The sequence below is a fragment of the Rhizobium leguminosarum genome (assembly GCF_010668065.1).
GTDB lineage: Bacteria > Pseudomonadota > Alphaproteobacteria > Rhizobiales > Rhizobiaceae > Rhizobium > Rhizobium leguminosarum_S.
The window spans coordinates 83,471-96,062 of record NZ_WUEN01000006.1 but is presented as its reverse complement, the minus strand read 5'-3'; the positions used below and the strand labels follow the sequence as shown (position 1 = coordinate 96,062).

Below are 12,592 nucleotides of genomic sequence, written 5' to 3'. Positions count from 1 at the left end.
CCTCACCCCATCCTTTCCGAAGCGTAGCTGCCGGGGCTTGCCGGAAAGACCACGGTACGATTGCCGTTGATGAAGGTGCGGTGATGGATATGGGCATGGATGGCACGCGCCAGCACCTGGCTTTCGACGTCGCGGCCGATGGAGACATAGTCGTCGGGCGACTGCGCATGGGTGATGCGCGCCGTGTCCTGCTCGATGATCGGGCCTTCGTCGAGATCGGCGGTGACGTAATGCGCCGTTGCCCCGATCAGCTTCACGCCGCGCTGATAGGCCTGCTTATAGGGGTTGGCGCCCTTGAAGCTCGGCAGGAAGGAATGGTGAATGTTGATGATCCGGCCGGACATTTTCTGGCACATCTCGTCCGACAGGATCTGCATGTAGCGGGCGAGTACGATCAGCTCGGTGCCGGTCTGCTCGGCCACTTCCATGATATGGGCCTCGGCCTGCGCCTTGTTGGCCTTGGTGACCTTGATGTGGTGGAAGGGGATGTCATGGTTGACCACGACCTTCTGGTAATCGAAATGGTTGGAGACGACACCGACGATATCGATCGGCAGCGCGCCGATCTTCCAGCGGTAGAGCAGGTCGTTCAGACAATGGCCGAAACGCGACACCATCAGCAGCACCTTCATGCGCTTCTCGCTGTCGTGAAAATCGTAATCCATCGCGAAGGGCGCGGCGACGGCCGCGAAACCGGCGTCGATATCGGCGCCCGAAAGACCCTCTTCCGAAATGAAGCTGACGCGCATGAAGAATTTGCCGGTATCGAGATCGTCGAACTGCGAGCTGTCGATGATGTTGCAGCCCCTGTCGGCCAGATAGCTCGAAATCGCCGCGACGATACCGCGTGTCGACTTGCACGTCACCGTCAAAACATAATTGGTCATGCTTTATCCCTAATTCGCTGCGGTGCCATCACGACATTCTCTTGCGGTGGCGGAAAACGGCTGTTCACTTTCGACTTTTCTCAGAAAGCCTTCGAGCTCCTCTGGCGCTATGCTGACCAAGTGCCCCTTCTCTGGGTATGCACCAGATCGCACGTCTTCAGCATATTCGCGGAACGCTTCCACACGCTCCCGATGCAGCCGATCGAATTCAGAAGCAAAATCGCGGTAGACTTTAGCGTGGCGAGGATAATGACCCCGGTTCTGCCCAAGCACATCCTCGGCAAAAAGGTATTGGGCATCACATCCTGTGCCCGCACCCATGGAAAGCATCAGGAGTGATGTGCGTTTGGAAATCGCCGCAGCGACCTCGCCAGGCACTACCTCGATTTCAGCTGCGAAGGCGCCGGCCTCCTCGAGAGCTTTCACCTGACGCCAGACTTCAAATGCACTGGCGGCCGTTTTACCGACTGCGCGAAAGCCGCCCGTCCATGTCGCTTTAGACGGAATAAGCCCGACATGGCCACAGACCGGGATTCCTTCCTCCCGTAGGCGTCGCACGGTCGACATTCCGGCGGCGCAGTAGACAGCGTCGCCGCCGGCACGAATTGCCTCGAAGGCGGCTCGAAGGTAGTCCTCAGCAGTAATCAGATCATCCAAACCGGGAAATGCGAACACGGTTGGGGCCACCTCGCGAAAGGCGGGGCCAAGCAGTTCCGGAGGAACCGAGACGAGATCGATGCCCGCCTTCTCCGCCGCCTCAGCTTCCTCAAGCGTGACGACCCGCAGCATGCTGAGCTGCCTGTGACCTCTGATTGACAACAGGTCGGCGACGGTCGGGCGGCGATGATTCATGGAAATCTCCAGCACGTTTTAGAGTGAATGGTGGCAGCTTTACGCGGCCAATAGTTTTTTGAGGTTGGTTTTTGGGGAAGCAAGCGCTTCCGGGTCCAGCCGCCGTTTTGCAGCGATTAGCATCTCGGCAAGTCGAATATCGCGCGCGACGGCGTTTCCCGGGCCAATGCCGCTAGCGGCAATCAAGCGATCTTCGCCATCAAGATGAAAGAGGATGAACGCCCCCTGATCAAGGTCGCGTCGAACGGTTGTCGCAGCACCATCGGAAAGACCGGCGATCTGAAGCGTCAGTTCATATTGATCCGACCAAAACCAGGGCACGCTTGCGATTGCGAGGCCCCTGCCCAGCAGATTGGCCGCAACGAGCATTCCCTGATCCTGCGCGTTCCGCCAAGCTTCAAGCCGCACCCGGCGTTCGCGATAATGCGAAAGTGGAAACGAGCAACAATCACCAGCGGCAAAGATGTCAGGGTCTGATGTCCTGAGCGTGGCATCGACGGCGATGCCGTTGTCAATCAAAAGTCCAGCAGCCTCGGCAAGTTCCACATTGGGGATGACTCCGATGCCGACGACAACAATATCGGCCAGTCTGGTGGTTCCGTTCGCAAAGAGAATTTGCACCTTATCATTTTCAGTTGCGATGGATGTGATTTGCTCACCGCATAAAATGTTCACACCCTCCTGCCGGTGTCGCTCGGTGACGACCTTCGCGATTTCTGCCGGCACCCCCCGCGAAAGGACGCGGGGTGAACTCTCGATCAGTAATACCTCGGCACCGAGTTTCCGGGCGGTCGCAGCAATTTCCAGGCCAATGAAGCCGCCGCCGACAACGGCAAGACTCTTGCCTGGCGCTAATGCCTCGTGGATCGCGACTGCGTCGCCATGGTTCCGCAGCATGCAGATGCGTCCCAAACCTGGATCACCGGATACTCCTGCAAAGGGGCGCGGCCGGGCACCCGTCGCAAGGAGAAGCTGATCATAAGGAAATTTTCGGCCGTCGGAGAGCCTCACCAGTTTGCTTTGCCGATCGACCGTGTCAACAGGAACGCCTGTTAGAATGGTGATCCTGGCCTCTTCGTAACGCGCCGGACCGGCCACATATTGAGGCGGTGCGGCACTGGCGAGACCCGTTTTTGAAAGTGGTGGCCGCTCATAGGGAAGATGTGGTTCGGCGCCGATCAGGGTGATGTCGCCGTTAAAACCTTGCTCCCTTAAAGCAAACGCGGCCCTTGCTCCGCATTCTCCGCCACCGACTATAATGATCTTACTCATCTTTCCTCCCCGTCGCGTGAAGCGTCGCGTCATCGAATTACGAAATCGCGATGAAGACGGTCCCAGCCTCCACCTTCGCCGGATAGGTTTTCAGATTGACGCAGACCGGCGCTCCCATTGCCTCGCCAGTCTTGTAGTTGAAGCGGCCATTGTGCTTTGGACATTCGATGATTTCATCCATGACAAGCCCATCAGCCAGATGTATTTGCTCATGCGTGCACAAGCCGTCCGTTGCATAATAACCACCATCGGAACTGCGGTAGACCGCGAACGTGCGCCCGTCATGATCGAAGCGGATGAGGTCTTCCTCATCGATATCATCGACCCCGCACACCTCAACCCAACCTTGGCTCATGTTTGCTCCATCCGAATGTCTCGCTTCGATCTTGATCGTGTTCTGTCACTCGGCGGCGGACACGCGTTGAGCGCCGTGAAGTTCCACATGATAAGGTTTCGCCGTCGGCGGCAACTCGCGCTTGACGTAGTAGTCCTCGTAGCGCAGCTGTCGAATAAAGGCCGGGATCATCTCGCGGTAGCCATCAATAATGGAGGTATTGGGTGCCGGCAGGTCGTGCTTGATGAGCGCGTGCAGCTTCGGTAGTGCGTGGTAAGGCACCATTGGGAACATGTGATGCTCAACATGATAGTTCATGTTCCAATAGATGAAGCGGCTGATCGGATTCATGTAGACTGTGCGGCTGTTCAGGCGGTGGTCCGTTACGTTGTCTGCAAGGCCGCCGTGCTGGAGCAGGCCCGTCATTGCAGCATGCCACGCACCATAAAGTCGAGGTAGACCGATCAACAGGAGTGGCAGGACCGAGCCGAGCCACATCGACAGCGCGATCGTCCCTGCATAGCTCGCGAGCCAGATCCGCGCCACGCGGACGACCTTGCGCTGTTCCGTCTCCGGGATAAACGTCTTCTCCTCTTCCGAGACATTGCCAGCGGAATTGCGCAGCATGTCCACAACTGCGTGCCAGACATCGAGAATGCCGAAAAAGTCGAGGATTAGCCGCAACAGATCCGGCGGCCGCATGACGGCGATCTCTGGATCGCGGCCGACGATGACCGTATCGGTGTGATGGCGCGCATGGCTCCAACGCCAGGTTACCGGATTGCGCATGATCATGAAGCAGGCGATCTGGTAGACAATAGCGTTCATCCACCGCGTCTTGAAGGCGGTGCCGTGGCCGCATTCGTGCCAGCGGCTGTCGGAGGCCGAGCCGTAAAGCACACCGTAGGCCAGGAAGAAAGGCAGCGCGATCCACGAGCCCCAGAAGTAGATGCCGAGCCCCGCAAAAACTGCCATACTACCGAGCCAGAGGGCCGTGTCGCGGATCGCCGGCGCATCGGAGCGCTGCATCAGCGCCTTCATCTCCTTGCGCGGAATGTCGGTGTGATACCATTCCGCTGCCGCAAGTCCGCTCGCAACCGCAGCTCGCGATCCACGACCAACCAGGCTGTAATCTCTTTGCGCTAAAACCATGGATTGCCTCCGTCGCAATGCTGAGGCACGAGCCTAGAGGTTTAGTGGACCCTTCGTTAGAGCCGCCTTCGTCCTTTTCTCCAGAACCACTTCTTCCGCAAAAAAGTACGCAGCAATTCGTCCTGAACAACGCATATCCGGAACTCAGCACGTCTCAGATGGTTAACCAGACGTCGGTTGTTTTTCAAAAGTGCCGCTATTTTCAGCATCAATGAATGCCGCTCGCAGGCAGGCAATTCCCTCCCGCATGGCCTTCAGGTCGATGCCCGCGTAACCCAGTATGGCGCCCTGTTCAGGTGGGCTGCTGAAAAACTGCCGCGAAAGCGGTGAGAAGTTCACGCCCTGTTTTTGTGCTGCGGCCCAAAGCGTCTCATCTTCGACTGCCTGCGTGAACCGACCGACAAGCTGCATACCGGCGTCACTTTCCTCGATAGAAAGCCAGCGATTGAGACTGCGGTGGCACATTGATACAAACACCTTCTGGCGCTCAGCATAGAGGCGCCGCATCCGGCGAAGATGCGTGGCGAAGTAGCCCTCGCTGATAAAGTCGGCGAGCGCCGCCTGCAGCAGGAGAGATGGATAGTGTCCGGTGTTACTGGCGACCCGCTTAAAGCCGTCGGCGAGATGTGGGGGCACAACGACGAAACCAATCCTGAGAGACGGAAAGAGCGTCTTGGCAAACGTGCCCATGTAGATCACGCGGCCGGATTTGTCTAAGCCTTGCATCGCCGGTATCGGCCGCCCTCGAAAGCGATATTCGCTGTCGTAGTCGTCCTCAACGATCCAGGCATCATGCCTTTCGGCGATCTGGAGAAGCCGAAGCCGATCTTCCATGCGCATCACGCAACCTAGCGGCCACTGGCAAGACGGCGTGACGAAGATCAGGCGCGGCGCTGGGCGAGCCTCATCGTCGAGCGACCAGCCATCCCGTCCGACCGGCAAGGGCACGAGCCTTGCTCCGGCGCTCAATAGCGCATTCTGAGCGCCAATGTAGCCGGGCTCTTCCATCCAGCAGACGTCTCCCTCATCGACGAGCACACGAGCGAGAATGTCCAGGGCAGCCTGGGTGCCATTGACAACGATCACCTGTTCTGGTCCGCAATCGACGCCGCGCGAAGCCTGCAAGTACTCCGCAATCGCTGTCTTCAGCCGAGGATGGCCCGTGACCCAGTGATAGCCATAGAGGTCCTCCTGGGAGTAGCGGGTGTGCCGTTTGAGCAGCCGCGCCCACGTCGAGAAGGGAAAGCTTTTGATTTCTGGATATCCGGGATGGAATGCGATGTGACCGGGGATCGTTCGGTCTCGAGGCTGTTTCGCCATCCTCGACCCTCGCGACGAGAGAGACGGCGCGCCGGTCTTGTCAAGAGCATTGCGCGCAGTCACAGCATCTGCAGGCAACGTCGCTACCCAGGTGCCCGATCCGGAGCGAGATTCAAGATAACCCTCAGCGAGTAGGGCATCGTAGGTACTGATGACAGTGTTGCGGCTGACGCCGAGATCCTCAGCCATCAAACGAGTTGGGGGAAGGCGTGTGTCGGCCTTCAAACGACCGGCCAGTATTTCTGAGCGCAACTTCTCGTAAAGCTGCCGGTGCATCGGAACGCTGGCTTCTCTATCGAGAACAAGCATATCGGAGGGAAAGCGGGTGCGACATTTAGTCAAATTGGTCCCCTCAAAATCGTCTAAAGCTGCTCTTTCAGTTGAGCCAGTATCGCGTCAATCTTCGGCCTGTTCAAGTGCTGGATTTCCAGCGTCAAGAGCGGGGAGAAAAGAAGTGAAAAAAATTATCATAGGCGGCGCGATGGCCGTCCTCATGTCGACCTCTGCACATGCGGGGACCATCGGCGCCTCGATGGCGGTATTCGACGACAAATTCGGGACGTTGCTGCGCAACGGCATGGAGGAGTACGCCAATACGCTTGAGAACGTGGACCTGCAGATCGAAGACGCGCAGAATGACGTGGCTAAGCAGCAGAGCCAGGTCCAGAATTTTATCGCCGCTGGGGTGGATGCGATCATCGTGCAGCCGGTCGATACTGATGCGACAACCGTGATATCGAAGATCGCGGCCGATGCGGGCGTGCCCCTGGTCTACGTCAACCGCGAACCGGTGAACGTCGACACTCTTCCGCAAACACAAGCTTTTGTGGCCTCGAACGAGGTGGATTCCGGCACTTTACAGACCCAGGAAGTTTGCAGGCTCCTCAACGGAAAGGGAAAAGCCGTCGTGATAATCGGGGAGTTGTCGAACCAGGCGGCTCGCATGCGCACGAAAGATATTCATGACGTTCTCGCTACCGACAAGTGCAAGGGCATCGAGATCGTCGAAGAGCAGACAGCAAACTGGCAGCGGACCCAGGGCGCCGACCTTATGACCAACTGGCTGTCTGCAGGCTTCGAATTCGATGCCGTAATTGCGAACAACGACGAGATGGCGATCGGCGCCATACAAGCCTTGAAAGCCGCAGGCCGTTCGATGGATTCAGTCGTGGTTGGCGGCATCGACGCCACCGATGATGCGCTGGCCGCAATGGCGGCCGAAGAACTGGACGTCAGCGTGTTCCAGGACGCTATCGGTCAGGGCAAGGGTTCTATCGACGCCGCGCTCAAGCTCGCCAAGGGGGAGCCCGTCAAAAAGAAGATCTACATCCCCTTCGAGCTGGTCACGAAGGAGAATCTAGCAAAGTTTCAGGGAAAGAATTGACCTTGATCCGTGTGGACCTAACCGGAAATGCCGGAGCCCCAATGGCTCAGATGCTACCATCGTTAGCCGCCTGGCCGGCGGCAGATCGTGAGCCACTGATCAGGATTTCGAGGTTTGCCATGGCGACAGTGGCGACCATCGCCTGGTGATTTTGGTCCCGGAACTGCAGTGATTCGACAACCAGCCCCCGCAACTTTCTGGATCCCTAATCCCGCGATGTTGCGTCTGCCAGGGCCAAAGACGGGTCCGCCGCGACGGACCGATATTTAAACTCTTACCGCAGGATTAAGTTATGAGGGAATTCCGTCTTGGTTTGATCGGTGCTGGCCGCATGGGTCAGGTACATTTGCGAGCGGCTTCTGAGAGTTTGCTCGTGGAAGTCACGGCTGTGGTCGAACCGGTAGCCGCTACGAGGCTTGCGTTGGAACGCAGTGGTATCAAAACTTACGAAACCGCGGATGAAATGATTGACGCAGGCGAGATCGAGGGAGTTCTCATCGCGACTCCCAGCAAGACGCATGTGGAAAATATTAGGAACATAGCTGCACGCGGCTTGCCAATCCTCTGCGAGAAGCCCTGCGGCGTCACTGCCGAAGAAGCTCGCAAGGCAGCCGAGGCGGCCGAACAATTCAAAGTGCACTTGCAGATTGGATACTGGCGGCGGTTCGTTCCTGAACTGGAGAAACTGCGACAGAATATTCGGAGCGGCCTGCTTGGTGAGCCTTACCTCATATCTTGCTTCCAATGGGACGAAACTCCCCCTGCGGCCTCATTTCGAGCCACTGGAGGCGGGGCGCTTATCGATATGGGCGTTCATGAATTTGACCAGTTGCGCTGGCTTACGGGTCAGGAACCGAGCAATTTCCGGGTTGCCGCCTCGAAAACGACTTTCGCAGGAAAGGTGGAAGGTGATCCGGATGCTGTTCAGCTGCTTTGCGATCTTTCAGGCGGTGGCGTCGGTCTGGTTTCTCTGGGGCGGAGATTTCCACCTGGGGACGCGTGCTGGGCTCAGGTCTTCGGCACCTCAGGCTTCGAAGAAGCTCGCTTTTTCTGGCCCCCAAATGGAGAGGCGGTATTCTTAAATGCGTTACGGAGCCAGCTTGAAGATTTCGTCCAAGCGGCACGCGGTGGAGTCTCCCAAGGTGCAACCGCACAAGACGCCGTCACCGCGCTCGCCATCGCAGAAGCAGCCACTGAAGTACTCTCGGTGTGAACTAATCAGCTATAGGCAGAGATAGGCGATCAGCTATCGGTCGATGCTGTTTGCACGAGGGGGCCGCAAAGCACAGGCGATTGTCGAAAGGCAGTTAGCATCTCATGCGGCCATGGGCGAGAAAAATTCGCAACGCTGGCTGCTGTAGCCGGCTTATCTACGGGAGAGACCAAAAGAATGACCAGTGTCGGGAGAAGCGACGAACGAGAGACCATACCCCCCTCCGTTGTCGTCAATATCGACGACGTCGGCATGTGTCACGGGGCCAATCAAGCCTATCTTGAACTGCGTCGGCTTGGAGCGGTGGACTCAGGTTCCGTCATGGTGCCGTGTCCATGGTTTCTGGAAATCGCCGAGGCTGGCGTGCTCGAACCAGGTTTAAATCTTGGGATCCATCTCACGCTCACATCGGAAAAGCGCCACTACCGGTGGCGGCCTCTAACGAAGGCTACGGCTGCATCGGGTCTGACGGATCGATACGGCTTCATGTGGCAGAGTGTTGCCGAGTTGCGGCGCTACGCTCATCCGGATGCGGTCGAAGCGGAGATGCGCGCTCAAGTCGAGACGTTTCTCGCGGCCGGCCTGACTCCTTCGCATATCGATGGCCATATGGGGGGCGTCTTTTCACCAGAGTTTGTGGACCGATATGTCGCGCTGTGCCTGGAGTTTGACCTGCCCGCGCTGTTTCCTGCAACGATCGCAGCATATGGACCAAAGCACAATCTGGGCGAGGTCGATCAGGATTCTTATACGAATGGAGCCGATCGGCTAATCGCCGCGGGCGGAATTCTCGCATGCAGAGCTCTCGAGACCCCGTGGCACAGAAGGGAACCTGCGCCCGATCGCTACCGAAACCTCTACGAACAAATCGGACCTGGGCTTAACTTCCTTTGTCTGCATGCAAACGCGGTTGGAGAGATCGAGGCAATTGAACCCGATACCGCGCAAATCAGAATTGAAGAATTTGAGCTTTTGAAGGACCCAACGTTTCGCAGTTGGGCCGACAGCCTTCCAGTTCGGCGCGGCTCATTGCGAGAGCTTATGGCAGCCGATCGTCCGGGCTCCCAGTAGTATAGCTATGACAGCGTGTTACGCTTGTTGTGCGAAGCCGCCAACTTCGCTAGGCGATGTTCGATTTCGAACGGACGTCGGGGCAGAACTCGCCACTGAACATCCTTGACGCCACCACAGAATTCCAAAAGATCGTCTTCGACGCGAGCGGTTAAATATCGCGTGGGACATCGTCAGCCGCCTCAACAGCTGGATCTCGCGACTTCGCGTCATGACGCTTTCGACGTCGAGCCGCATGGCGTTCGGCCGCCCCTTGCAGAGCCGAGTGATTTTCGCGGCCATTGACGCAATCGATCCGGATGCGGCGGCCGTCGCGTGCGGCGCCTTTGTCGGCGCCGCAGCGGGCGGTCGCCCGGACCATTCTGGCCTGACTGACCCCGTCATGGCCGAATGTTGTGTCGAAGACACTGCGCGACAAGCGGTCAATGCTGGATGTCGTGGATAAGAATCTCGGATGGGGTGCCTGAAACGAAAGCGGTGATCGACTGGCTAAACCGCGCACGGGGTCAGCTCGCATCCGTCTTCACTGACAAATCGACCAGCAGCAAGTCGCCCTCGTAGACTTGCCTCGGGAGATGGCGTTTTAGACCGATCGTGAACGCTTGGAACGCTGCGGCAGCAGGACCCCGGCGATTGCAAGCGGAACTGCAATGCCCAACCGCTACAAGGGTTCGGCGATACCGCTTTTGACAGAACGCTGAATCGCATCAATCACCTTCATGGTTCCAAGCGACCATTCGAGTTCGATTGGCAAAGAGCGCCCGGAGCGTACCGCCGCGCTGAACCGCTCCGCTTGGAGGCGATACTGGTCGGCCGGCGCGACCAGCCTAGTCTCGGCTGCGGCCCCTGCGAGTTTGCTCCCATCGTCCAACTGGATCCTGCAAAGATCATCTGGCGTTGGATTGAAGGGATTGCTGAGGCTGAGTGACTTACGGGTGCCAAAGATTTCGACGTGATGACGCAATGCCAGTTGTGTTGAGACCATAAGCGTTGCATGGCGCGCCCGCGGAAAACTGAGGATAGCGCTCGTCAGCCGATCAACACCGAAATCAGGGTCGAAGGCGCTAACAGCAAATACCCTTTCGGGTTCGGCGCCGAAGACCAGCCGGGCGGCAGCGATCGGATAAACACCGAGATCATACAGCGCTCCTCCGCCGATTGCGGCGTTATTGACGATGCTCTTGGGATCGAGATTGATTTCAGTGAACACTCCCGTCACAGCGCGTACTTCACCGATTTCGCCGGAAGCGACAATGCCGAGCGTTTCGTCCCACTGCCGGTGCGCCTGGATCATAACCGCCTCCTGGATCAGCCGGCCCGTCCGATCCCGGCAGTCGATAAGGCGGTTCAGTTCCCCGACATCCAAAGCCAAGGGCTTCTCGCACAGAACATCCTTGCCCGCCTCGGCGGCACGGATCGCCCATTCAACGTGGAGGTGGTTTGGCAGTGGGATATAAACGGCTTCAATGTCGGGGTCTGCCAGGATCGCATCGTATGACCCGTAGCTACGTTTTAAGCCCAGACGGCTCGCCGCAGCCTGCGCCTTGTCCGCATCGCGCGATGCGATCGCCACCACTTCGAGCCCCTCGGCACGTGACATCGCCGGAATGACTTTCTCAAGGGCGATTGCGGCCGTACCAATTATTCCCCAGCGTACTGGCTGCATAGCTTCCTCATCCTATTCGAGCAACGTGGTTCCGCCAAGGGCGACTATGCGCGTTGCTCGTTTCATAGACATCCCGGCTGCTGGCGGATCAACGTCAAGAGCCTCGGTAGGACGTTTACTGCGACGCCCCGTTCTCATCCGAGCCAACCATCAGTCATTGCCGTAGGGCGTCGGCCCTTCCACGTCTGAATCTTCCGATCTCGAAGATAGGAATTTTACGGGGCGACACGCCTTGCAACGTATCGCCCCGAGCCGCGGGGCCCGGAGGATTCAGTCGCCCGCGGGTTAAATGTTGCCCGATGCGCGTTAGGTCGACATCCTTGTGCCGATGCTGGTCACAAGCCGGCCGTTGCAATCATTCTGGCCAAGTTTTCGTGGCCCATTGTAGCGTAAGTTAACGGATTGGCCTTTTTCGGATCCTGCTCTGCTTCAACAACGAGCCAGCCGCTATAGTTCGTTTTAGCCAGCGCTTTTAAGATAGCGGGAAAATCAACGCTGCCATCGCCAGGAACGGTAAAGATCCCCTCCAAAACGGCGTCCATGAAACTGAGGTCCTCCTCCCGCGCTTTTCGAAGAACATCAACACGAACGTCCTTGCAATGCACATGGACGATACGCTCCGCATGGCGACCGCAAAGACCGACAGGATCGCCGCCACTGAAGGCACTGTGTCCGCTGTCGAATAGAAGGCCAACGGAATCTCCCGTGACGGACATAAGCCGGTCAACCTCGCCGTCGGTCTCGACAATGGTCCCCATATGATGGTGATAAGCTAGGCCAACGCCGAATTCCGCCATCCGTTCTGCGAGTTCCGTGAGCTTCCGGCCATAGCCCTTCCATTCTTCATCCCTAAGTCGCGGGCGTTTCGAAATTGGCTGCCAGATGCCGTCGTGCCGACCCATAGACGTGTCAGCGTAGACAGCGTACTTCGCCCCAAGATCCCTGAGCAGCGTCAGATGCCCCAGGATGGCGTCGAACTCCACCTCGACATCGCGCTCATACAGGCGGCCGTCCCACCAACCGCCGGCGAGTTGAAGCTGATGAGCGGCGAGTACACCTTTCAAAACTCCGCTCTCGCGGGGGTATTTGCCGCCCAACTCGGTCCCTGCATAACCCGCCTGCCTCATTTCGGAAAGGCACTGCTCCAACGGGGTGTCGCCGCCGAGATCGGGAACGTCATCGTTCGTCCAAGTGATAGGGTTGATGGCAATCTTGACAAACATTTGTCGTTTCCTTCGTGCCGTTTTCACAGCGGGTTCCTCCCGCAATACTTATGGCTGATTTCCTAGATCATTATTGGACCTTTAGTTAGAGCCAATTCTTCGCGTTTGGACAGGTCCGCCCTCCGATACTGCACGATCGGGCGAAGGTCTGTGCCACCCGATGGCTTTGGTTCTGGCTGTCATGGCCGCGGGCGCTTCGGTTTTGGCGCTCGAGCGTA

11 protein-coding genes are annotated in these 12,592 nt (G+C 57.9%); 3 read left to right on the top strand and 8 right to left on the bottom strand.

The genetic code is table 11. The features are described 5' to 3' along the window. Nucleotides 1-2: 2 nt before the first annotated feature. The 6 genes from purU to mocR all read right to left on the bottom strand — a co-directional run bounded on the left by purU (nt 3) and on the right by mocR (nt 6,159). The gene (gene purU, locus GR198_RS18505) at nt 3-887 is read right to left on the bottom strand and encodes a formyltetrahydrofolate deformylase (RefSeq protein ID WP_164069358.1); all 885 of its coding nucleotides are present in this window, start codon (nt 885-887) and stop codon (nt 3-5) included. 9 nt (nt 888-896) lie between these two features. Continuing rightward, the gene (locus GR198_RS18500; protein WP_028734529.1) at nt 897-1,739 is read right to left on the bottom strand and encodes a 3-methyl-2-oxobutanoate hydroxymethyltransferase; all 843 of its coding nucleotides are present in this window, start codon (nt 1,737-1,739) and stop codon (nt 897-899) included. 39 nt (nt 1,740-1,778) lie between these two features. Further along, a complete protein-coding gene (locus tag GR198_RS18495; RefSeq protein WP_028734530.1) occupies nt 1,779-3,011 on the bottom strand; it encodes an NAD(P)/FAD-dependent oxidoreductase in 1,233 nt (410 codons plus the stop codon). A 37-nt stretch (nt 3,012-3,048) separates the two neighbouring features. Further along, nucleotides 3,049-3,366, bottom strand: a complete 318-nt coding sequence (locus GR198_RS18490; RefSeq protein WP_018485038.1) for a MocE family 2Fe-2S type ferredoxin — start codon at nt 3,364-3,366, stop codon at nt 3,049-3,051. Nucleotides 3,367-3,411: 45 nt separating this feature from the next. Next, nucleotides 3,412-4,497, bottom strand: a complete 1,086-nt coding sequence (locus GR198_RS18485) for a fatty acid desaturase family protein (protein ID WP_131714165.1) — start codon at nt 4,495-4,497, stop codon at nt 3,412-3,414. A gap of 162 nt (nt 4,498-4,659) precedes the next feature. Further along, nucleotides 4,660-6,159 (bottom strand): rhizopine catabolism transcriptional regulator MocR, encoded by a 1,500-nt coding sequence (gene mocR, locus GR198_RS18480; protein WP_441005367.1) that lies wholly within the window; start codon nt 6,157-6,159, stop codon nt 4,660-4,662. Nucleotides 6,160-6,271: 112 nt separating this feature from the next. Here mocR and GR198_RS18475 point away from each other — a divergent pair, with 112 nt between their 5' ends. The 3 genes from GR198_RS18475 (at nt 6,272) to GR198_RS18465 (ending at nt 9,485) form a co-directional block, all read left to right on the top strand. Further along, complete coding sequence (locus tag GR198_RS18475; RefSeq protein ID WP_131714166.1) at nt 6,272-7,201, top strand: sugar ABC transporter substrate-binding protein; 930 nt, start codon at nt 6,272-6,274, stop codon at nt 7,199-7,201. Nucleotides 7,202-7,493: 292 nt separating this feature from the next. Then, a complete protein-coding gene (locus GR198_RS18470; protein WP_018485042.1) occupies nt 7,494-8,414 on the top strand; it encodes a Gfo/Idh/MocA family protein in 921 nt (306 codons plus the stop codon). A 177-nt stretch (nt 8,415-8,591) separates the two neighbouring features. Then, nucleotides 8,592-9,485, top strand: a complete 894-nt coding sequence (locus GR198_RS18465; protein WP_018485043.1) for a polysaccharide deacetylase family protein — start codon at nt 8,592-8,594, stop codon at nt 9,483-9,485. Nucleotides 9,486-10,146: 661 nt separating this feature from the next. Here GR198_RS18465 and GR198_RS18460 read toward each other — a convergent pair. Together GR198_RS18460 and iolE are read right to left on the bottom strand one after the other, a co-directional pair. Next, a complete protein-coding gene (locus tag GR198_RS18460; RefSeq protein WP_131714167.1) occupies nt 10,147-11,151 on the bottom strand; it encodes a Gfo/Idh/MocA family protein in 1,005 nt (334 codons plus the stop codon). A gap of 335 nt (nt 11,152-11,486) precedes the next feature. Further along, complete coding sequence (gene iolE, locus GR198_RS18455; RefSeq protein ID WP_018485047.1) at nt 11,487-12,374, bottom strand: myo-inosose-2 dehydratase; 888 nt, start codon at nt 12,372-12,374, stop codon at nt 11,487-11,489. Between the last annotated feature and the right edge of the window lie 218 nt (nt 12,375-12,592).

Excerpts from the sequence above, each read along its gene's own strand:
- GR198_RS18470 (WP_018485042.1), top strand. The coding sequence starts at position 7,494 with ATGAGGGAATTCCGTCTTGGTTTGATCGGTGCTGGCCGCATGGGTCAG.
- purU (WP_164069358.1), bottom strand. The coding sequence starts at position 887 with ATGACCAATTATGTTTTGACGGTGACGTGCAAGTCGACACGCGGTATC.
- GR198_RS18485 (WP_131714165.1), bottom strand. The coding sequence starts at position 4,497 with ATGGTTTTAGCGCAAAGAGATTACAGCCTGGTTGGTCGTGGATCGCGA.
- GR198_RS18500 (WP_028734529.1), bottom strand. The coding sequence starts at position 1,739 with ATGAATCATCGCCGCCCGACCGTCGCCGACCTGTTGTCAATCAGAGGT.
- GR198_RS18465 (WP_018485043.1), top strand. The coding sequence starts at position 8,592 with ATGACCAGTGTCGGGAGAAGCGACGAACGAGAGACCATACCCCCCTCC.
- GR198_RS18460 (WP_131714167.1), bottom strand. The coding sequence starts at position 11,151 with ATGCAGCCAGTACGCTGGGGAATAATTGGTACGGCCGCAATCGCCCTT.
- GR198_RS18490 (WP_018485038.1), bottom strand. The coding sequence starts at position 3,366 with ATGAGCCAAGGTTGGGTTGAGGTGTGCGGGGTCGATGATATCGATGAG.
- GR198_RS18495 (WP_028734530.1), bottom strand. The coding sequence starts at position 3,011 with ATGAGTAAGATCATTATAGTCGGTGGCGGAGAATGCGGAGCAAGGGCC.
- iolE (WP_018485047.1), bottom strand. The coding sequence starts at position 12,374 with ATGTTTGTCAAGATTGCCATCAACCCTATCACTTGGACGAACGATGAC.